Source organism: Mesorhizobium sp. M7A.F.Ca.US.005.03.1.1 (assembly GCF_003997975.1).
Classification (GTDB): Bacteria; Pseudomonadota; Alphaproteobacteria; order Rhizobiales; family Rhizobiaceae; genus Mesorhizobium; species Mesorhizobium ciceri.
Map to the genome: position 1 here is coordinate 1 of NZ_RZRO01000108.1, position 22,197 is coordinate 22,197.

At 63.6% G+C, this 22,197-nt stretch carries 15 protein-coding genes; 6 read left to right on the plus strand and 9 right to left on the minus strand.

Translation table 11 applies throughout. The annotated features are described in order from the left end of the window. Positions 1-4,825: kinesin (locus EN990_RS29830; RefSeq protein WP_127388474.1), on the plus strand; the 4,825-nt coding region annotated here is incomplete at its 5' end. Positions 4,826-5,011: 186 nt separating this feature from the next. Beyond that, positions 5,012-5,626: a 3'-5' exonuclease gene (locus tag EN990_RS29835; RefSeq protein WP_127370128.1), complete on the plus strand. Its 615-nt coding sequence runs from the start codon at positions 5,012-5,014 to the stop codon at positions 5,624-5,626. A 52-nt stretch (positions 5,627-5,678) separates the two neighbouring features. On the opposite strand, the gene EN990_RS29840 is transcribed toward EN990_RS29835, so the two are convergent. The 4 genes from EN990_RS29840 to EN990_RS29855 are packed head-to-tail and all read right to left on the minus strand — an operon-like array spanning position 5,679 to position 9,765. Next, a complete protein-coding gene (locus EN990_RS29840) occupies positions 5,679-6,386 on the minus strand; it encodes an ABC-type transport auxiliary lipoprotein family protein (RefSeq protein WP_127370129.1) in 708 nt (235 codons plus the stop codon). Further along, on the minus strand, positions 6,367-7,740 hold the full coding sequence (locus EN990_RS29845; protein WP_063172061.1) for an MlaD family protein: 1,374 nt from the start codon (positions 7,738-7,740) through the stop codon (positions 6,367-6,369). Before EN990_RS29845 ends, EN990_RS29840 begins: the two co-directional genes overlap by 20 nt. Before the next feature lie 14 nt (positions 7,741-7,754). Continuing rightward, positions 7,755-8,576 carry an ABC transporter ATP-binding protein gene (locus EN990_RS29850; RefSeq protein WP_013531884.1) on the minus strand — a complete coding sequence of 274 codons (822 nt, stop codon included), beginning with the start codon at positions 8,574-8,576 and terminating at the stop codon, positions 7,755-7,757. Between the two features lies 1 nt (position 8,577). Beyond that, the gene (locus tag EN990_RS29855; protein ID WP_013531885.1) at positions 8,578-9,765 is read right to left on the minus strand and encodes an ABC transporter permease; all 1,188 of its coding nucleotides are present in this window, start codon (positions 9,763-9,765) and stop codon (positions 8,578-8,580) included. A gap of 76 nt (positions 9,766-9,841) precedes the next feature. On the opposite strand from EN990_RS29855, the gene dgcA reads away from it, so the two are divergent. Further along, the gene (gene dgcA, locus EN990_RS29860; protein WP_027161492.1) at positions 9,842-10,825 is read left to right on the plus strand and encodes an N-acetyl-D-Glu racemase DgcA; all 984 of its coding nucleotides are present in this window, start codon (positions 9,842-9,844) and stop codon (positions 10,823-10,825) included. Here dgcA and EN990_RS29865 read toward each other — a convergent pair. Both EN990_RS29865 and EN990_RS29870 read right to left on the minus strand, forming a co-directional pair. Further along, a complete protein-coding gene (locus EN990_RS29865) occupies positions 10,796-12,010 on the minus strand; it encodes an MFS transporter (RefSeq protein ID WP_027161491.1) in 1,215 nt (404 codons plus the stop codon). The genes dgcA and EN990_RS29865 overlap by 30 nt on opposite strands. A 124-nt stretch (positions 12,011-12,134) precedes the next feature. Beyond that, entirely contained in the window at positions 12,135-12,950 is an 816-nt protein-coding gene (locus EN990_RS29870) for a UDP-2,3-diacylglucosamine diphosphatase (protein WP_027161490.1), read from the minus strand. Between the two features lie 118 nt (positions 12,951-13,068). Here EN990_RS29870 and EN990_RS29875 point away from each other — a divergent pair, with 118 nt between their 5' ends. The 3 genes from EN990_RS29875 to EN990_RS29885 all read left to right on the plus strand — a co-directional run bounded on the left by EN990_RS29875 (position 13,069) and on the right by EN990_RS29885 (position 17,653). After that, entirely contained in the window at positions 13,069-13,848 is a 780-nt protein-coding gene (locus EN990_RS29875; RefSeq protein ID WP_027161489.1) for an SDR family oxidoreductase, read from the plus strand. A 177-nt stretch (positions 13,849-14,025) separates the two neighbouring features. Next, positions 14,026-16,350 carry an NADP-dependent malic enzyme gene (locus EN990_RS29880; protein WP_024503551.1) on the plus strand — a complete coding sequence of 775 codons (2,325 nt, stop codon included), beginning with the start codon at positions 14,026-14,028 and terminating at the stop codon, positions 16,348-16,350. An 88-nt stretch (positions 16,351-16,438) separates the two neighbouring features. Beyond that, positions 16,439-17,653: a DUF2865 domain-containing protein gene (locus tag EN990_RS29885; RefSeq protein WP_127385430.1), complete on the plus strand. Its 1,215-nt coding sequence runs from the start codon at positions 16,439-16,441 to the stop codon at positions 17,651-17,653. Here EN990_RS29885 and gltX read toward each other — a convergent pair. From gltX to EN990_RS29900, 3 genes are all read right to left on the minus strand, one after another. Next, positions 17,571-18,944 carry a glutamate--tRNA ligase gene (gltX, locus tag EN990_RS29890; protein ID WP_127385431.1) on the minus strand — a complete coding sequence of 458 codons (1,374 nt, stop codon included), beginning with the start codon at positions 18,942-18,944 and terminating at the stop codon, positions 17,571-17,573. The genes EN990_RS29885 and gltX overlap by 83 nt on opposite strands. 185 nt (positions 18,945-19,129) lie before the next feature. Then, positions 19,130-20,305 (minus strand): hypothetical protein, encoded by a 1,176-nt coding sequence (locus EN990_RS29895; RefSeq protein ID WP_127369535.1) that lies wholly within the window; start codon positions 20,303-20,305, stop codon positions 19,130-19,132. Positions 20,306-20,565: 260 nt separating this feature from the next. Further along, positions 20,566-22,197 (minus strand): ABC transporter ATP-binding protein (locus tag EN990_RS29900; protein WP_164766177.1); only part of this gene is annotated, 1,632 nt, incomplete at its 5' end.

The window sequence follows — 22,197 nt, forward strand, 5'->3', positions numbered from 1 at the left end:
GGGCAAGACCCAGATCGGCGCCGACATGGCCGACATCGTCACTTCGACCTCCTCTATGCTCGAAGCCCGCGCCAGCGACTTCGCCGGACGCATGGAAGCCGCCCGTCACGTCGTGTCGCGTTCGTTCGACAGTGACATCCAGCGGCTCGCCGACGCCCGCGTCGGCATCGAGGAAGCTGTCGAGAACCACAGCAGGAAACTGTCCGAAAGCCGCGAGCGCATGGCCGCGGCCATGGAGGCCGACCTGGCGAAGTTCGCCGAGGGCCGCGCCGGCATCGATGCGGCAGTAACCAACCAGGTGCAGAAGCTGGCCGAAGGCCGCAGCCTGATCTCGCGCGCTCTCGAAGAGGATCTGCGCAAGGTCAATGAATCGCGGGCGGCCATCGATGCATCGCTCGGCAGCCATCTCGAAAGGCTGGAAGAAGGTCGCAACAGGCTCTCTATTGCCTTGAATGAAGACTCCGGGAAGCTGGTGCAAGCTCGTACGATCATTGATGAAATGGTCGCCGGACATGTCGGAAAACTCGCCGAGGGCCGCAACATTCTGTCGCGCGCTTTGGAAGCCGATCTCGGAAAACTGTCCGACAGCCGCGCCGACATCGACGGTCTGGTCGCCGGTCAGGTGGAAAAAATCGCCGAAGGCCGCGCCGTGCTCGCCAAGGCGTTGGAAAACGACATCGTCGGCATCAAGAGCCTCATCGAAACCCATTCCGCCAAACTGGCGGAAGACCGCACGCAGCTTTCCCATTCGCTCGACAATGATCTGTCCGGCATACGCGGCCTGATCGAAAGCCATTCGGGACGGTTGGCCGAGGACCGCAGCCTGCTGTCGCAGACCCTTGAAGCCGACCTTGCCAAGCTGGCCGAAAGCCGTTCGAGCATCGACGGTCTGGTCGCCGGTCAGGTCGAGAAGCTGGCGGAAGGCCGCGACATTCTCAAGCGCGCGCTGGAATCCGACCTGAACACGATCAAGGGCGTTATCTCAAGCCAGTCGGAAAAGCTGGCCGAGGATCGCGGTCAGCTTTCCCGGGTCCTGGAAGCCGACCTGCAGAATGTGAACAGCGTCATCGCCGATCACATGAACAAGCTTGTCCAAGACCGCTCCGCCCTGTCCAGGGCCCTTGAGGACGACCTCGCCAAGCTGGCCGACAGCCGTTCCAGCATCGACGGGCTGGTTGCGGGTCAGGTCGAGAAGTTGTCCGAGGGCCGAGATATTCTGCGGCGCGCTCTGGAATCCGACCTCAATGCGATCAAGGGGACCATTGCCGACCAGTCGCAGAAACTGGTCGATGACCGGGCACAGTTCGCCCGGGCACTCGAGGCTGACCTCGAAAGCGTCAATGGCTTGGTCAACAGCCATTCCGAAAGGCTCGTCCAGGATCGTTCGACGCTGTCGAAAGCGCTTGAAGCCGACCTCGAAAACGTCGGTGGCCTCGTTAACAGCCACGCGGAAAGGCTTGTCCAGGAGCGCTCGACCCTGTCCAAGGCGCTCGAGGACGATCTTGCCAAACTGGCCGAGAGCCGCTCAAGCATCGACGGTCTGGTCGCCGGCCAGGTCGAGAAACTCGCCGAAGGTCGCGATGTTCTCAAGCGCGCGCTGGAAGCCGATCTCGCCAAGCTGGCCGAAAGCCGCTCCAGCATCGACGGTCTGGTTGCCGGCCAGGTCGAGAAGCTGGCCGAGGGCCGCGACATTCTCAAACGCGCCCTCGAAGCCGACCTGCAGAAGCTGACCGAAAGCCGCAGCGACATCGACGACGTCATCGCCGGACATGTCGGCAAGCTGTCCGAAGGCCGCAATATGCTGACCCGCGCGCTGGAAGACGATCTCGGCAGGCTCGCCGAGACCCGCAAGGACGTTGACCGCTCGCTGTCGGGCCATATCGACCAGATCGCTGCCAGAAGCACCGGCATTTCCGACGCGATCGCTGCCGATGTCGAGAAGATCGAGCAGGCGTTCAGTCGCCAGACCGGCATCATCGAGGAGCGCGCCGGCACCATGGAACGTGCGCTCTCGACAGGCGTCGACAACGTCCGCGCCGTGCTCGAGAAGAGCGCCGTGTTTGTCGCCGGCGCCCTGCGCGAAAAGGTGCTGGAAGTCACCAGCACCCTGCACGAGCAGGCCGGTGCCGCGTTCAGCGACGCCGACCGGAAGATCGCCGAGCGCGCCGAGCAGACCTCCGCCGCCCTGCTGGCGCGGGCCGAAGACATCGCCCGCACCTTCGAGGAGGCCGACCGTCGCCTGCACGCCCGTGCAGAAGATACGTCGAACGCCTTGCTTGCCCGCGCGGACGACACGTCCAGCTCGCTGCTGGCCCGTGCCCATGAAACCGCCGATCAACTGGCCGCTCGCGCAAATCAGATCGCCGGCACCTTCGAAGCGGCAGACCAGAAGCTCGCCGCCCGCGCCCAGGAAACCGCAGATCAGCTGACCGCCCGGGCTCAGGACACCGCCGACCATCTGGCAGCTCGTGCAAGCGAAATTGCAGGCACGTTCGATGCCGCCGACCAGAAGCTGGTCGCCCGCGCCATCGAAACGGCCCAGTCGCTGGCCGCGCGCGCCGGCGACATCCTGCGCAACTTCGAAGGCGCCGACCAGCGGCTCGGCATGCGGATCGGCGAATCGGCCGAAGCGCTTGCCGCACGCGCATCGGACCTTGGCCGCATCTTCGATGCCGCCGACCAGCAGCTCGTCTCGCGCATCGCCGAGGGTTCGGAAGCCTTGTCGAGTCGTGCCTCGGAAATCGGCCGTATCTTCGACGACGCGGATCAGCGGCTGGTGTCACGCATCGCCAGCAGCACCACCACGATCGGCGAGCATGCCGAGACGATCGTCGGCGCCTTTGCCGATACCGAGCAACGGGTTGCCGAACGCGCAAGGCGGACCGGCCAGGAAATGGCCGTGCATGCCCGCGAAATCGAGCAGGCGCTTGCCGGCGCCGACGAGCGTCTCGCCTCGAGCGCGGCGGCCGCGGCAGCCCGTGTCGAAGAGCAGGTCTCGGGCGTCGAGAACCGCCTCGCCTTTACGGCCGAGACGATGGGCCAGAAGCTCAACGAGCAGGTGTCGAACGCCGAGGCGCAACTCGTCTCGCGCGCCAATGTGATCGCCGAGACCTTCACCGCGGTTGGCCAGCATATCGGCCAGAGCACCAACGATGCCGCCAAGACGATCGGCGCCAACACCCGCGAACTCAACACCATGCTCGCGGCGCGTTCGGCCGAAATGTCGAAGATCCTCGACGAAACCGCACGGCCTTTGGTCGAGCGCTTCGCCCAGGGCGGCTCGGAACTGCAAAAGAGCATGGAAGAGGTCACAGAACGCGCCACCGAGAAGCTGCGCAGCGAGAATGCCGCACTTGTCGACGCGCTCGCCAACCGCACCGCCGAAACCTTGTCGGCGGTCGAGGGCGCCCGCTCGTCGCTGTCCGACAGCGTCGCCGACCTCATCGGCCGGATGACCAAGTCCAGTTCGCAGCTCGGCCAGCTGATCGAGCAGGCCGCGGTCAATCTCGGCCAGGTCGATGAACGCCTGAGCGGCAGCACGCAAAGCTTCGCCGCGACCACCGAGAAGGCCGCGCAGACCTTTGCCAGCTCGGCACGTCTGGTCGATTCGAACACGACTAGGCTGACGGAACTGTCGTCGTCCACCTTGCGCGAGGTCGCGTCGATTGCCACCAAGTTCGACGAGCACAGCCGCCTGCTGTCCAGTGCTTCGGACCTGTTGAGCTCGGCCCAGAGCAACCTCGAACACACGCTCGAACGGCAGTCGTCGCTCGAAGACCTCGCCGTCGGCCTGGTCAAGAAGTCGGAAGATCTCGAAAGGGTCATGCGCTCGTTCGAAAATCTCGTCGGCCAGACGCTGCAGAACGCCGAAGGCAAGGCGATGGAGTCGGCCGACAAGATCCGCAACGCCATCACCGACGTCGTCGACTCGGCAACCAAGCGCTTTGCCGATGCGACCGAGGAGATGCGGCGCACCGCGGGCTCGATCAAGAGCGAGCTCGACCTGACCCGCGCCGAGCTCAAGAAGGGCGTCATCGAAATGCCGGAAGAGGCCAAGGAATCGACTTCGGCCATCCGCCGCGCCGTTTCCGAGCAGATCAACGCCCTGAAGGAGCTTTCGGACATCGTGGCCAAGTCCGGCCGCGGCGGTGAAGGGTCCGAACCACGCAACCTGCGTCCGGCGCCGCAAGCGCCGGCCGCACGCGCTGCCGAGCCGCCGCGCCGAGCACCGGCACCGCAGCCGGACCTGCGCACGCCTCAGGCGCCCTTGGGCGGCCCTGCATTGCGCGGCACGCTCGACCTTGACCGTCCGACCGAGGCGGCACCGCGTCCGCGCGGCGATGCCAACGCCCGCACGCCGCAGGGTGGCTGGGTGCGCGATCTGCTGACCGCGGCATCGAACGATGAGGACCTCAGGTCGGCAGCTCCCCCAGCGACTGCGGAAGCGCCCCGCGCTACGCCTGCCCAGCGATCGCCCCTTCATGTCGTCGAATCGCTGAACTCGCTCTCCGTCGATATCGCGCGGGCCATCGACCACGATGCTTCGATCGAGCTGTGGAACCGCTACCGGCGCGGCGAGCGTGACGTGTTCACAAGGCGGCTCTACACGCTGAAGGGTCAGCAGACGTTCGACGAGATCCGTCGCAAGTATCAGGCCGAGGCCGAGTTCCGCGCCGCCGTCGACCGCTACTGCGACGATTTCGAGAAGCTGCTCAAGGATGTCTCGCGCAACGACCGCGACAACATCATGGCGCAGACCTACCTGACGTCGGACACCGGCAAGGTCTACACCATGCTGGCGCATGCGAGCGGCCGCCTGCACTAAGACAGGAATTGAACAGGCGGGCCATGGTCCCGCCTGTGCCTGCTCTAACGTCCGGCACGCGTTGAACCTGCCCGCAACAGGTCTTGCAAGACTATCGATGCCTTCGGAATCCGCCCTAAGTCGATCTCCCGACGGCGCCATAATTCATCCACAGTACCGCTGCCCTAACGCTCGCAGGGTGTGATCGTGAAGACGGCAATCATTTTCGACTGCGAGTTTCTTTGCCTGGAGGGCTCGCAACGCAGATTCTGGTGCGCGGCCCACGATCCCGACCCGGTGATCGCACAGATCGGCGCCGTCAGGCTTGGACTTGAAGGCGACTTCCCCCTGCTCGGAACACACAAGGCCTATATCAGACCGGTCGACCGGTTTGGTCAGAGATACGCCCTGGACCCATTCTTCACCAAACTGACCGGCATCACCGAGGAAGATTTGGAGACAAAAGGGGTGGCACTAGGGGATGCTCTCGCCGACATCGATCGTTTTTCCGAAGGGGCGCGATTCTGGTCCTGGGGCAAGGACGAATTGAGCATGATCGCCATCAGCTGCTATGTCGCGGGCATTCAGCCTTCGATCCCGGCCACCCGGTTTGACAACACCGTCAAGCTGCTGATCGCAGCCGGAATGCCGATCGAGGATCTGGCGAGAACGCCGAGCAACAAGCTTGCGGATTACTACGGCGTCAAGCACCCGCCATTGCAGGGGCACGATGCGCTCGATGACGCGCTGTCCGTGACCTACACCCTGCAGCACCTGATGAAGACCGGAAAGCTCCGGCCGGAGATCTTCGACCACTTGTAGGTAGAGAAGCCTGGTCGGATGAAGCCTGGTGGGATTCCGGCGCGCGTCGCGCTCAGATCACCGAATCCGTCCAGCGCACGATCTGCCCGGCGGCGTCGCCGAACGCCTTGTCGAGTGCGCTGACATAAGCAGGATTGCCGCTGCCCGAGACGGGTGCGGCTGCGGTGAAGCTCTTGGAAGCACGGACCTCGCCGTTGCGATCGTTCAGTATCCGCACGAACAGATCGACCTCGGCATGTTCGCCGCCGTCGACCCGAACCTCGAATGAGCGGATCTCGACGATCACCTGATAATCGATCGCCAGGCCCTCGCCCGGCTTGCCGACGCCGGCAAAGCTGCCCGAGCGCTGGAAGGTCTCGGCCAGCCGCGCCTGCACGATCAGCGGCAGACGGTCGGCCCATTGCGCGCCCTTGAGATACTGGATCGAACGATCCGACGGTTTGATGACGATGTTCTGGCTGTCCAGCGCCTTGAGCGCCGACGGCTGCGCGATCAGGATCTGGCGGCGGCTGTGGCCAAGCGCGTCGACCGACGGCGCCGACAGCTCGAACGTATCGAGCGGCGCGGGCTTGCCGCCCAACGCCGCACAGCCGGCCAGCGTCAAAGCAAGCAGTGCCGCAGCCGATGTCAACCCGCCCGTTTTCACCCACACAGACTTCACGCGCGATCCCCGTTGTCCCCGGATCGTAAGATCGACCCGCTTTCGCGGCTCATGTTTCTGGGGCGCGCCGACGCCGAAGTCAACGCCGCGCCCTGCCATCGAATTGCCGAACCTCGCCGTCGCCACCCGACAGGATGCGCTGCGGATTGCGGCTGAGATCGGTTACCGCCTCCTCGATGCGGCTGATCGAACGGCGGCTGTCCTGCACCAGCGCTTCGACGTTCGAAAGCCCCTGGCCCGAGAATCGCGCCAGATTGTCGGTGATGACGCCAAGGCGCGAATTCAGCGTGTCGGCAACCTGCTTGAACGACTTCAGCGTCGCCCTCGCATCCGCCATCACGCCGTCGGCCTGCCCCGACCCGAGCAAGGTATCGACCTTGGCTAGAATGCCATCGACCCGCACCGAGGCATCGTTGAGCCGTTGCGCGAGCTGCTTTGCGTCCTTGATCGTCTGGTCGATGTCGTCGGCCCGGTTGGCGAACTTGTGGGTCACCTCCGCGATGTCGGCGGCGGCCTTGTCGGCGCTCTCGCTGGCCTTTTGGATGTTGGCGAGCGCCGAGCGCACTTGTGCGGGATCGATACCGTCGAGCACGTTGTCGACCTTGGCCAGCGTGCCTTGCGTCCGTTTGGCGAAGTCGTTGACCGACCCCACGGCTGTATCGACGTTCTTGATCACGCCGTCGAGCTGCTTCGACGTCTGCTTGAGGTTACCGGTTACTGCGTCGACATTGGCGACGATGCTCTTGATCTTGTCCTTGTCGACCGCGTTGAGAAGGCCTTCGGCCGCCTTCAGCGTGCCGTCGAGTTTGCCGGAAACGCCTTTCAGCTCATCGGCCAGCGTGCTGGCGGCGGACAGGAACTTGTCGATGCCGTCCGAATTCTTGGCCAGCGCATCGGAGAAGGTCTGGACGTTCTGGACGGTCTGCGTCAGCGGCCCGCGAACGTCCTTGGTGAAGCCTTCGAGCTCGGTCAGCACCTTGTCGGCGCGGGTAAAAATATTCTGCGCCGTCTGCAAGAGGTTGGTCACCGCCGACGGGTTGGCGACGATCTCGGCGACCTTGCCTTCCTTTTCCGCTTGGTCGAGGAGCTTTACCTCCTTGGGATCGGCGCCCTTGAGCTCGATGTTGGCCTGCCCGGTCAGGCCGGCAAGCCCGATATCGGCTTGCGTCGATTTGGTGATCGGCGTCATGCGGTCGATCTCGGTATCGGCGATGGCAACCGTCGGATTGTCGACATCGATATAGACGCGCTTGACGTCGCCGACCTTGACGCCGTTGAACAGCACGAAACTTCCGCGGCCGAGCCCGGAGGCCGAGCCCGGAATGCGCACGCGCAGCAACGTCGTCTCGCCCTTGTCGCCGATCGCCGCCGTCCAGTAGACGAAGGCAAACGCCGCCAGGATCGCGGCCAGCGTGAAGATGCCGACAATGACGTAGTTGGCTCTGGTTTCCATTGTCCCACTTATGGCTATGCGCGCGCCGCAAGATCAAGTTGCCGGGCGCGTTTTCCGCGGAAATAGGATTTTACCCACGGTTCCTCGCTCTTCAGCATGTCGTCGATGGTGCCTTCGACCAGCACTTTCTTCTTGCCGAGCACGGCCACCCGGTCGCAAGCGGTGAACAGCGTGTCGAGGTCATGCGTCACCATGTAGACGGTCAGATCCATCGTGTCGCGCAGCTTGACCACCAGCTCGTCGAACTCCGCCGCGCTGATCGGATCGAGACCCGATGTCGGCTCGTCGAGGAAGACGATGTCGGGATCGAGCGCCAGCGCCCGCGCCAGTGCGGCGCGCTTGATCATGCCGCCGGACAGTTCGGATGGGAATTTTTGCGCCGCGTCGGGCGGCAGCCCGACCAGCTCGATCTTGAGCATCGCCAGTTCGTCCATCAGCTTTCGCGGCAGGTCGAGATATTCGCGCATCGGCACCTGGACGTTTTCCAGCACCGTCAGCGCCGAGAACAGGGCGCCGTGCTGGAACAACACGCCAAGCCGCATGTCGATGCGCAGACGCTCGGCATCATCAGCCTTCTCGATATCGACGCCGAACAGCTTGATGGTGCCCGACTGCTTGCGCGTCAGGCCGAGAATGGTGCGCAGTAGAACGGATTTGCCAGCGCCCGAGGCGCCGACAAATCCAAGGATTTCGCCGCGCCTTATGTCGAGCGACAGTCTGTCGAGGATAAGCTTGTCGGCAAAGGAAACGCTGATGTCGTGCGCGGAAAGCACGATATCGCCCTCGCCCGCGTCATCCGCCAATGCACCCGCCCTTTTCCTGTTTCGCAGCTTCATCTCAGAACTCGATCGCTGCGTAGAACATGGCAAAAAGCCCGTCGAGGATGATGACGACGAAGATCGACTTCACCACAGAGGCGGTGACGTGCTGGCCGAGCGATTCGGCGCTGCCGCCGACCTTCATGCCTTCGACCGAGGCAATCGTGCCGATGATCATGGCCATGAACGGCGCCTTGATCAGGCCCGCAAAGATGGTGCTGAGATCGATGGCGACACGCAGCCGGTCGATGAAGGCGGCGGGTGGAATGTCGGAATAGAGCCAGGCAGCCAGGATGCCGCCGCCGAGTGCGGCGAAATTGGCGATGATGGTCAGGCACGGCAAGGCGATGACCAGCGCCACAAGGCGCGGAAAGACCAGGACGCCGATCGGGTTAAGTCCGATGACCTTCAGCGCGTCGACCTCCTCGCGCATCTTCATCGAGCCGATCTCGGCGGTGATCGCGCTGCCGGAGCGGCCGGCGATCATGATCGCCGTCATCAGCACGCCGAGTTCGCGCAGGATCAGCACGCCGACGAGGTCGACGACGAAGATATCGGCGCCGAAATAGCTGAGCTGATAGGCGCCCTGCTGGGCAACGATGGCGCCGACGATCGCCGACATCAGCACCACCACCGGAATGGCGCCGACGCCCATACGGTCGATCTGGTTGAAAATCGCCGCCGGGTTGACGGCATGGCCACGGCCGAGCTTCATCTGCGCGCCACGGATGGTGGCGCCGAGGATGTTCATCGACGCGAGAAAATCGTCGCGCATCTCGTAGACCCGGCGGCCAACCGCCTCCAGCGCGCGAATGACGATGTTGGGCGGTCGCACCGGGCCGGATTCGGGTTCGCGCCGCACGGCCTCGCCGACAGCTTCGAGCAGGATCGAAGCGATCTCGCTCTGGCCTTGCATCTGGATTTCGACACCCTTCTTCTCGAAGGCGCTGACCAGCCGGTCGATCAGCCAGGCGCCGGCAGTGTCCATCTTCTCGATCTTGGAAACATCGAGCGCCAAGGTTTTGAAGCCGCTTCGCTTTTCGATCTTGCGCATGTCGGCGTCGACGAGTGCAACGGTCCGTGTCGTCCAGATTCCGGAGAAAGCGCAGCCAAGAACGCCGTCCTCCTCGCCGATCGCCACGCGCGGTTCGTGGTCAGCCTCCCCTGCGGTCGTGCCGCTTGCGTCGCGCTTGCCGATGGTCAACATGGCGTCCTGTTTAGCCTGACGGGTCTGACCTGTCGATTTGCCGACAACGCTTGTCGCACAGCAGGAGCAGAAAAATATGGCGCGTGTCATTTCGGTCGAGGCCGAGCGTTTTCCCATCGCCGGAACCTTCACCATTTCGCGCGGTTCCAAGACCGAAGCCGAAGTGATCTCCTGCACGATCAGCGACGGCGGCCATTTCGGCCGCGGCGAATGCGTCCCCTACAAGCGCTATGGCGAGACGATTGAGGGCGTGCGCGAGGCGATCGACGCCATGCGCGGCCGGATCGCCGATGGCATCAGCCGCAGCGCCTTGCTCGATGCCATGCCGGCCGGAGCCGCCCGCAACGCCATAGACTGCGCCCTATGGGATCTGGAGGCGAAGCTCAGCGGAACATCGGTGGCGGTTGCGATAGGCGCTGTTCCCTTGCAGGCGCTCGAAACCGCCTACACGCTGTCGCTGGGCGAGCCGGAGGCGATGGCGGCGCAGGCCCGCGCCAATGCCGCGAGGCCGCTGCTCAAGGTCAAGATCGGCGGCGACAACGACATTGCCCGCATCCGCGCGGTCAGGCAGGCAGCGCCAGACAGCCGCATCATCCTCGACGCCAATGAGGGCTGGAGCGACGACAACATCGTTGCGAACCTCGCCTTTGCCGCCGAACAAAGCATCGCGCTGATCGAACAGCCGCTGCCGGCCGGTCATGACGAGATCCTGCGCCATATCGCGCATCCGGTGCCGATCTGCGCCGATGAAAGCGTGCACGAGGCTAAGAATCTCGAAGCGCTTGTCGGTCTCTACGATGCCGTCAACATCAAGCTCGACAAGTCGGGCGGGCTGACTGCGGCACTGGTGCTGCGCGATCGCGCCCGCGAACTCGGTTTCGGCGTGATGGTCGGCTGCATGGTCGGCACCTCATTGGCGATGGCGCCAGCGGTGCTGCTTGCCCAGCATGCCGATTTCGTCGACCTCGACGGTCCGCTGCTGCTTGCCCGCGACCGGGTACCGGGCCTTGTCTACCAGGGATCGCTGGTGTCACCGCCCGATACGGCGCTCTGGGGCTGAGCGCGCAGCAAGGCCGATCAGCGCCAGTCCGATCAACGCAATCGGGATCATGGCAAAGAAGCCGTCGACACCGAGACGGTCGTAGAGCGGGCCGGACGCCAGCGTCACCACCGCCATGAAGAAGCCGTTGGAGAAATAGGCGATGCCTTGCGCGGCACCTGTCCGCTCCTCGGAGATCGTTTCGCCGATCATCTTCTGCAGCCCGATCAGCCCCAGCGCCACCGAGACCGAGTGCAGCGACTGGACAGCGAAGAAGCCGGGAATGCCGAGGCCGAGCGGCCAGACCAGCGGAAAGGCGATCCAGCGCACGATGGAGCCGATTCCGGCCATCACCATGACCGACACGACGGAGAACCGGTCGAAAAAGCGGGTGAACATCATGAACATGCAGACTTCCGACACCACGCCCCAAGCCCATAAGAGACCGACTACCGAATCACCGAGGCCGATCGACTTCCAGTAGATGGAGACGAAACCGTAGAGGAATGCGTGGCTGGCGGTGATGACGCCGACGCCCATGGAGAAATACAGGAAATACGGGTTGAGAAGCTTCGGCGCTGAATGCTGGATGTCGGTGGCCGACAGCGGCGAGGCGCGCCGCGGACGGCCAAGGCGCGGCGCCAGCAGGCCAGCGGCAAGGGCGGCGGCAAACGCCACCAGAATGATAACCGGAACGGCTTGTGAACCGGTTACCGACAGAATGAAGCCGCCGGCGATATTGGCGAACAAATAGGAAATCGAGCCCCATTTACGCATGCTTGTGTAGTTCGAACCGAAGCGGCGGACACCAGAAAGAGCCAGCGAATCGGCGATCGGCGAATGCGGCGTCCAGACGATGGTCAGCGCCAGCGAGACCGCCAGCACCATCGCATAGGTGGGTGTCAGGAAATAACCTGCCGACAAAAGCAGCGACGCAGCCATCAGCGCGACATAGACGTCGGCGCGGTCCCTGGCACGGTCGGCCAGCGCGGTCAGCAGCGGCGTCGTCACCACGCGCAGGAACATCGGCGCCGCCAGAATGACCGCGATCTGCTCGGCATGAAAACCCTTGGCCTGCAACCACAGCGGAAAATACGGCAAGTGCGTTCCGAGCGGCACGAAAAGCGTCGCGAAGATGAGGCTCATGCGCAGTTCGAAATGGCGCGGCTTGACGAGTTGTTCGGGCGAGAGCTGCGGCAGGGACATGAATCGATCCAATCGCGCTGTATTCGACCGGAGGGCAACGCGTATCGATCCCTTAACATGGACGAAAACCGGACGAAACCGGTTGGACTAATTGATTGATTCCGAAGCCCGAAAGGACTTCGGACTAGGCCGCCTGCCCTACCCGGTCCTCGATGAGCAGCGGGATAAAGGGCTCGTCCGGCGCCTCGGGCAGCACCTGCGCCCAGGTCAGGATTTCCATGCGGCCGTCAAAATGCTCGACCACAGCCGTACAACTTTCCACCCAGTCGCCGGTGTTGATGTACTGGACATCGCCAAAATTTTCGATGACGGCATGATGGATGTGGCCGCAGATGACGCCATCGACATGCGAACGGCGCGCCTCGTCGGCAAGCATGGTCTGGAACGAGCCGATGAAGTTCACCGCCTTCTTGACGTTGTGCTTGGCCCAGGACGAAAACGACCAATAAGGCAGGCCGAGCAGTTGGCGCAGCCGCGTCACCACGCGGTTGACCAGCATGGCCGCGTCATAGGCGTGGTCACCGAGATAGGCGAGCCAGCGCGCATTGTGGACCACGGTGTCGAACTGGTCGCCATGGATGACGAGCAGCCGCTTGCCGTCGGCGGTCTCGTGGATGGCGCGATCGGCAACGACGATGCCGCCGAAATGCACGCCCTGGAACTGGCGGGCGAACTCGTCATGGTTGCCGGCGATGTAGGTGATGGTGGCGCCCTTGCGCGCCTTGCGCAGCAGTTTCTGCACGACGTCGTTGTGGCTTTGCGGCCAATGCCAGCTCCGCCGCAGCCGCCAGCCATCAACGATGTCACCCACCAGATAGATGATATCGGCATCGTGATATCGAAGGAAATCGATCAGGAACTCGGCCTTGGCCGCCTTCGAGCCCAGATGGACGTCGGAAATGAACATGCTGCGGAAAGTGCGGGGCTCTTGGCCGGACATCGCGATTTCACCGTTGCTTTCGCGAGCCTATGCCCCGATTCATGCAACAACCGTATGACGGTTGCGATTGGTCCAGCCGAAGGACTAGCTTGCCGGCCAAATCACAGGAGAAATCGTCATGGATCTCGGTATCCGCGGAAAGAAGGCCATCGTCTGCGCTTCGAGCAAGGGACTTGGGCGCGGTTGCGCCATGGCGCTGGCGGAAGCCGGCTGCGACATTGTCGTCAACGGACGCAATGCGGAGCTGGTGGCGAAAACCGCCGCTGAGTTGCGCGAGCGCTATGGCGTCACGGTGACGGAAGTCGTCGGCGACGTCTCGAAGCCGGAGGTGCAGAAGGCGCTGCTCGTGGCTTGCCCCGAGCCGGACATCCTGGTCAACAACAATGGCGGACCGCCGCTTCGCGACTTCCGCACGCTCGATCGCGAAAAGATCCTCGAAGGCGTTACCCAGAACATGGTGACTCCGATCGAGCTCGTGCAGGCCGTGCTGGACGGCATGGCGGCGCGCGGCTTCGGTCGCATCGTCAACATCACCTCGCTGTCGGTCTATGTGCCCATTCCCGGCCTCGACCTGTCGTCCGGCGCGCGTGCCGGCCTGACCTCGTTCCTTGCCGGCGTGGCCAGAACGGTTGTCGACCGCAACGTCACCATCAACAGCCTTCTGCCGGGCAAGCTCGACACCGACCGGCTGCGCGGCCCGCATGAGGCCGGCACAGTCGAAAGCCCTGAGGCCGCAGCCGCGCGCAAGACCCGCATCAGCGCCGATGTTCCGGCCAAGCGGCTCGGCACGCCGGAGGAGTTCGGCCAGATCTGCGCCTTCCTGTGCTCGGTCCATGCCGGCTATCTGACCGGGCAGAACATACCGGTCGATGGTGGTCTTTACGTCAGCGCCTTTTGATCAACTTATCCGTGAAACGGTCGGAGCCGTCCGTCAGAAAATCGTCATAAGTATTTGATTATTCGAGGTCTTCTACGCGCCGCCGGGTATTGCCGCCGGCGCGTCAATTAGCGTCGCGAAAAGCCACGGCTGCATGCTAAAAGGGAATCTCCAGGCAGATTTCGAGGGAGTGGCCGCATGGAAGGCGAGAGCAAAAAGACGGCACGTTCGGACCTCGACGAAGCCGCCCTCTACTTCCACAAGCACCCAAGGCCGGGAAAGCTCGAGATACAGGCGACCAAGCCGCTCGGCAATCAGCGCGACCTCGCGCTCGCCTATTCCCCCGGCGTCGCCGCCCCCTGCCTGGAAATCCGCGACGATCCGGCGACCGCCGCCGACTACACCGCACGCGCCAATCTGGTCGGTGTCGTCACAAACGGATCGGCCGTGCTCGGCCTCGGCAATATCGGCCCGCTGGCCTCCAAACCGGTCATGGAAGGCAAGGCCGTCCTGTTCAAGAAGTTCGCCGGCATCGATGTCTTCGACATAGAGATCGACGCGCCCGCTATCGAGCGCATGGTCGAGACGATCTCGGCCCTCGAGCCGACTTTCGGCGGCATCAATCTCGAGGACATCAAGGCGCCGGAATGCTTCGAGGTCGAGGAACAGCTGAAGGCCCGCATGGGCATACCGGTGTTCCACGACGACCAGCACGGCACAGCCATCATCGTCGCTGCCGCCGTGCTCAACGGGCTGGAGTTCGCCGGCAAGACCATATCGGACATCAAGATCGTCACCTCCGGCGCCGGGGCTGCCGCCCTTGCCTGCCTCAACTTGCTGGTCTCGCTCGGCGCCAAGGTCGAAAACATCTGGGTCACCGACCGTTTCGGCGTCGCCTACAAGGGCCGCACCGATGAGATGGATCGCTGGAAAGACCCCTATGTGAAGGACACCGAGGCGCGCACGCTGGCCGACGTCATTTCGGGCGCCGACGTCTTCCTCGGCCTGTCGGCGGCAGGCGTACTGAAGCCGGAACTGCTCCAGCACATGGCGCCGAAGCCGCTGATCCTGGCGCTGGCCAACCCCAATCCGGAGATCATGCCGGAAATAGCGCGTGCAGCGCGTCCGGATGCGATGATCTGCACCGGCCGGTCCGATTTTCCCAATCAGGTCAATAACGTACTGTGTTTTCCTTACATTTTTCGCGGTGCGCTCGACTGCGGCGCCAGCGCCATCAATGAGGAGATGAAGATGGCGGCGGTGCGGGCAATCGCAGCGCTCGCACGCGAGGAACCTTCGGACGTCGCGGCCCGCGCCTATTCCGGCGAGACGCCGATCTTCGGCCCTGAATTCCTGATCCCTTCGCCCTTCGATCCGCGGCTGATCCTGCGCATAGCGCCCGCGGTCGCCAAGGCAGCCTGCGACACCGGCGTCGCGACGCGGCCGATCACCGACTTTGCTGCCTATATCGACAAGCTGAACCGCTTCGTCTTCCGCTCCGGCCTGGTGATGAAGCCGGTGTTCTCGTCCGCCAAGGCATCGAGCGCCAAGCGCGTCATCTATGCCGACGGCGAGGATGAGCGCGTGCTGCGGGCTGCCCAGGTGGTGCTCGAGGAAGGCATCGCCGAGCCGATCCTGATCGGCCGCCCGCACGTCATCGAAGTGCGCCTGAAGCGCTACGGCCTGCGCATCAAGCCCGGGGTCGATTTCGGCCTCATCAACCCGGAAGACGATCCGCGCTACCGCCACTATGTCGACCTTTTGATCGAACTCGCCGGCCGGCGTGGCGTGACGACGGAGGCCGCGCGCACCATGGTGCGCACCGACAACACGGTGATCGCAGCACTTGCGCTGAAACGCGGCGATGCCGACGCCATGGTCTGCGGCCTCGAAGGTCGGTTCGAGCGGCATCTGCGCAACGTCACCTTGATCATCGGCCCCCGCGCCGGCATCAAGGACCACGACCTGTCGACGCTTTCAATGCTGATCTCGCAGCGCGGCATCATCTTTCTGACCGACACCCACGTCTCCGTCGACCCGACGGCGGAAGAAATCGCCGAGATGACGGTGCTGGCGGCGGAAGAAATCCAGCGCTTCGGCATCGAGCCGAAGGCAGCACTCTTGTCGCATTCCGATTTCGGCTCGCGCGATTCGCCCAGCGCCCTGAAGATGCGGCAAGCAGCGGCGATCCTGGCGCGCATCGCGCCTGACCTTGAATGCGATGGCGAGATGCATGCGGACACTGCTCTGTCGGAGCACCTGCGCCAGCGCGTCTATCCCCATTCGAGACTGAAGGGCGAAGCCAATTTGCTGGTGTTCCCCAACCTCGATTCGGCCAACATCACGCTGACGGCGCTCAGAACCATGACGGATGCGCTGCATGTCGGGCCGATCCTGCTCGGCACCGACATGCCGGCGCATATATTGACGCCGTCTGTCACCTCGCGCGGCGTCGTCAACATGACGGCGCTTGCCGTGGTCGAAGCCGCCCACAAGGCACAAGCGGTCGTCAATCTGGGCTGAACACGGATTTCGCGGTAAACTGCAGTTAACCGCGAACACGGTAGCCTTGCGGGGCTAACAGCCGATTTGGAAGGCGGAGTTTGGGCGGATGGCAAGCGGAGGGTGGAAGCAGGCGCATGCTGCCGTGCTGCTTGGCCTGCTGTTGTCCGCAACCTGGGGAGTAGCCGAGCCACAGGCTGCTTCGCGGGTCTGCCGCCAGTTGGAAGCCGATCTTGCCGCGTCCTCGCGCGGCGGCGGTGGCGGTCCGGCGCTAGTCCGGAAATACGATTCCGCGATTGCCAGGCAGCATGAGCAGATTTCGAAGGCTCGCAGCCAGGCGAGCCAGGCCGGGTGCGGTTTTTCGCTGTTTGGCCGCAACCTCAATCAATGCGCCGGGCTCAACGCCACCATCGACCGCATGAATGCCAATCTCGACGCCTTGCAAAACAAGCGCGAGCGGCTGGCTGGCGGTGGCTCTCGCCGCGATCGCGGACGCATCCTGGCGGCGCTCGACGCCAATGGCTGCCGCGACGACACCGTTGCGCCTCGGCGTGCGCCTTTGCAGGAAGCGAACCGCGACGGCGGCAGCGCAAACCTGTTCGATCAGCTCTTCGGCGGCAACAGCAAGCAGCTCGATATGCTTGATGAACCCAACCAGCCCGACGATCCCAGCGAGGAGCGCAATGTCCGCCGTGTGCTCAACCAGCCCGGCGTACCGGATTTTCCGAGCGTCGGTGGCGAATTCCACACGTCCTGTGTGCGCACCTGCGACGGCTACTTTTTCCCTATGTCGAACTCGGCCTCGGCAGGCGATTTCGAACGCGACCAGAAGAATTGCGAATCGAGCTGCCCCGGCACCGAGATGCAGGTTTTCTATTCGCGCGGCATGGACGACGATTCGGCGTCGATGATGTCATCTGTCACCGGCCGACCTTACAGCGAATTGCCGACCGCCTATCTCTACAAGCGGCCCGGCATGTCGCGGCCGCCGGCTTGCGGCTGCAACGCCGCTGCGCAGGGCTTCCAGATCATTGCCGGCAATCCGCCGAATCCGGTGCAATCGCAGCCAGAGACAGACGCGTCATCATTCATTCCAGTCCCGGTTGCAAAACCTGATCCGGGCGCCGATCCCGAAACGCTGGCCAATCTGGAAGGTGGGCTCGACCGCGAGGCGATCAAGCGGCTTTCCGCCAGGCCGGTGACGTCGCCCGTGTCCGCGCTGCCGCCGGAACAGCGCAAGGTCAGGGTCGTCGGGCCAACGTTCCTTCCCGACCCATCAGCGGCAATAGATCTGCAAGCTCCGGCCCCGAAGGCAGTCCGGTAAGGGCTGTCCTGAGCGGCATGAACAACGCCTTGCCCTTGCGGCCGGTCGCTTCCCTGATCTTGCCCGTCCAGTCCTTCCAGATCGTCGCGGTCCAGGGTTCCTCCGGCAGCAGGTCGAATGCCTGTCGAAGAAAGTCGCGGTCGTCATCGGAAAATTCCGGCTTCTCCTGCGGTCCTTCGCGCAGGATGCGCCACCAGTTGACCGCATCGGCCAGCCTGTCGAGATTGCCGCGCACCGCCAGCCAGAACGGTTCGGCCTGCTCGCCGGAGACGCCGAGCACGATCAGACGGTCTTGTGCCTCGCTGAACGGCATGTGGTGCAGCAGCGACCGGTTGAGCACGAACAGCTCGTCCGGATCGAACTTGGCCGCGGATTTCGATGTCGCCGCCGGATCGAAGCGTTCGGCGAGTTCGCCCATCGTCGGCATCGCCGCGACATTCTCCGAAGTGCCTACCAGGACCGCCAATGATGCGACGGCCATCGGCTCGATCCCGTCCTCGCGCAGGCTTTCGATGGAGAGCGCGCCGGTGCGCTTCGACAAGCCCTCGCCCGATGCGGTGGTCAGGAGATTGTGGTGGCCGAACACTGGCGGCGTGGCAGCCAGTGCCTGGAACAGGGCGATCTGCACGCCGGTGTTGGTGACATGGTCGTCGCCGCGGATGACATGGCTGACGCCCATCTCGATGTCGTCGACCACGGAAGGCAGCGTATAGAGATAGGTGCCGTCCTCGCGCACCAGGACCGGGTCGGAAAGCGAGGCCAGATCGACGGTTTCCTCACCGCGCACCAAGTCGTTCCAGTGGATTTCAGTGCGTTCCGGCTGTTGTGGATCGCCTGAGAAATTGGGCAGGAGAAAACGCCAGTGCGGCCGGCGGCCATCGGTCTGGTATTCGGCGATCTGCTCGTGCGTCAGGGTCAACGCCTCGCGGCCATAGACCGGCGGCAGACCGCGCGTGCGGCGCACCTTGCGCCTGAGATCCAGCTCCTCCGGCGTTTCGTAGCAGGCATAGAGAACGCCTGCCGCCTTCAGCCTCTCGACCGCCGCGTCATAGACTTCGAAGCGCCGCGACTGGTACTCGGTGGCGTCGGGAAAAATGCCCAACCAATGCAGGTCGTAGAGGATGGCGTCGGAAAACTCCTGCTTCGAGCGCGCAATGTCGGTGTCGTCGAAGCGCTGGATGAAGCGACCCTTGTTGTTCACGGCGAACAGCCAGTTGAACAGAGCCGTGCGCGCATTGCCGATATGGATGCGGCCGGTCGGCGAAGGGGCGAAACGAACGGTAACTGTCATGAGCGGGGCGTACCGGATGCTTTTACGATTGACAAGACGCGCCCCCGCGCTGCCCGGCAGACATAGAACATGGCGGCTGGAATGAAAAGACCGGGCGTTGGACGCCTCAGGAGGCGCCCAGTCCGCAGGCGGCCTTTGTAACCGAGCGCAGCCAGCCGCTGGGGCTGACCACCGGTTGAAGGCGATCAGCGGCCGAAATCATCGGAACTGAGGCGGGTCCAGCGGTCGCCCACCACTCCACCGATAAAGATGTCGCCGGAGCGGACCGCTTCCGTGACCTCGGCGATCCGCGAGCGGACCATCGTTCCCCCGGCATAGCGGAAGAAGACATTCTTGTAGCCAAAGAGTTGAGATATGAATCTGGTCTGCGTCTGCCCGGTGATGCCCACGCAGCCCATCTCCCATGCGGCGGCGACAAGCGCATCCAGCGTCGCGCCCCAATGCGATCCGAATGCCTGGATTTGCAACAGGTTCGCCATGTCGCCGGCTTGACCATAGAAGGCATAACAACCGAGCATTTTGCCCGTTTCGTCGTAGATCCCACCGAAATGAAGGGGGCCGTCGGCCCGCTTCTCGGCCGCCAGTGCAAGCAGCCGTGGCAGCTCCCCATCCTTCCAACTCGGCCGAAGAGCGTAACCAGACAGGAGGGTCGGCAGTTCCTCGGCAAATTGCACGGCATTGATCGGCTCACGGTGGGTGCGATGCGACGATGAATGCTGGACGGGGGGCTCGAACCTTCTTTTCGCAAGAGCATCGAATGCTCGCGCAAAGGGGTCGAGTACAAGGTGAGGCAGGCCGGGCCATTTACGGTGCAGTGCGGCGGCGGCCATTCCCGCCGGCCGGAAAACATATGTCCATCCCAGACAATGCACCGGCAGGAGTTGATACTTCATCGGGCGCGCGAAGGCCAAGGATGTCCGGTTGGCCGAATCGGTCAGCTGCAGATCGAATTCGCCTTGATGCAATGCCCGCAGCAATTGCGGTCCGGCCGAGCCGTCATCGGTGCCGGGGTCGGCCATGAGCGGCCCGATGATCGCCGCATTCAATGGCGCACCATTGAGCTCGTAGCGGGCTTTCAAAACGCCGAGGAACCCACCCAGGCGGCCCTGCCGGTTGATCTGGACAAGAGCGTTGCTTTCACCGGAGTGGCCGGCAGGGTCGAGATAAATCTCCCTCATATACGCGGCCGTTTCGGCGATAGCGCGATCGAGGAGGTGACGGCGCCGCCGGCGAAACTTCGTCAGGAAGAGTGCGGCGACGCGCTCGAGATCTTCGGCAGCAAGCGGCCGAACCGAGCCATGCTGAGATTCCAGCACTGACGGCGCAGCCAACTTTTCCTCGGCATTCGCAGAAAGATGCATCGTGAAGAACGTCCGTGGGTTGCCTCCATCGGATATATATCAACCAATGGTAGAAACAACGTATCTCGGTCAATATGATGAACAGAGGTCCCAAGACTTACTATCCGGACAGGACTTCACAGGCAAATCAAGTCGGCCAGCATCACGGCGCTGATCGACGGGTCGACTGCCTCCCTGCGATCGCATCTCCTGCTCCAGCCCGCTGGGCTGACCGTGCCTGACAGAGGCGGCCTCCGGCCGAAGCTGGAGGCCGCCTCAGGTCAGCTGACAAGTCCCTTGGTCAGTTCGAGCGCCTGGCGTTCGAACAGACGGCGGTAGATGCCGCCTTTCAGCCGGATCAGTTCGTCATGCGAGCCTTCCTCGACGATGTTGCCGCGATCGAAGACCAGCAGCCTGTCGAGCGCCCGCACTGTCGAAAGCCGGTGCGCGATGACCAGCGTGGTGCGGCCGACCATCAGCCGCTCCATCGCCTGCTGGATCAGCACCTCCGATTCCGAATCGAGGCTCGATGTCGCCTCGTCGAGGATCAGGATGCGCGCATCGGCAAGGAAGGCGCGTGCGATCGCCACGCGCTGACGCTCGCCACCCGACAGTTTCACGCCGCGTTCGCCGACCAGTGTACCGTAGCCCTTTGGCAGGTTGGTGATGAAGTCATGCGCACTCGCCAGCTTCGCGGCATGCTCGATCTCCTCCTGCGACGCACTCGGCCTGGCATAGGCGATGTTTTCGGCCAGGGACCGGTGGAACAGGATCGGTTCCTGCTGAACGATGGCGATCTGCCCGCGCAGCGAGGCTTGCGCCACCTGCGAGATGTCCTGACCGTCGACCAGGATTTTCCCCGCGTTCACGTCATAGAGCCGCTGGATAAGCTTGACGAAGGTCGTCTTGCCCGACCCCGAATGGCCGACCAGCCCGACGCGCTCACCCGGCGCGATATCGACCGAAAAGTCGCGGTAAAGCGCGGATCGGTGATGGCCATAGTGAAAGGTGACGTTGTCGAAGCTGATCCGTCCTTCGGTGATCCGGATCGGCTTGGCACCTGGCCGGTCCTCGATGCCGAGCGGTTCGGACTGGAAATCGACCAGCTCTTCCATATCGTTGATGGAGCGCTGCAGGTTGCGGATATGCGTGCCGATGTCCCTGAGATAGCCCTGCAGCACAAAGAGCGAGGTCAGCACGAACGCAACGTCGCCGGCGCTCGCCTGCCCCCAGGACCACAGCATCAGCGCCAGGCCGATCACCGCAGCGCGCATGACCAGCAGCAGCACTCCTTGCGTGGTGCCGTTGATGGTGCCGCGCACCCAGGTGCGCCGTGTACGCGCACGCCATTTGGCGACGACCTTGGCCAGGCGGCGTTCTTCGCGCTCCTCGGCGCCAAAGCCCTTGACCACGGCGTTGCAGCTGACCGCGTCGGCCAGCGAGCCGCCGAGGCGGGTATCCCAGGTGTTGGCGAGCCTTGCCGCCGGCGCGACATAGCCAAGTGACAGCAGCGCCGTCACCGTGATGAACAGCACCGAACCGGCAGCAACGACCGCACCCATCAACGGCCAGAACCAGCCGAGCAGCAACGTCGACCCGACCAGCATGACGATCGACGGCAGCAGTGCGATGAGGATGGTGTCGTTGAGCAGGTCGAGCGCCCACATGCCGCGCGTCACCTTGCGCACGGTCGAGCCAGCAAAGCTGTTGGCATGCCAGTCGGTGGAAAAGCGCTGAACGCGATGGAAAGCATCGGCGGCGATGTCGGCCATCATCTTCAAGGTCAGCTCGACGATGCCCATGAACGCCAGGTTGCGCAACACGACGCCGGCCAGCGCCAGCGCCATCAACATCGAGAACGCCGTCAGCGCGGCATTCCAGGCAATCGCGTCGGCGCCGGCGCTGCTGGCGAC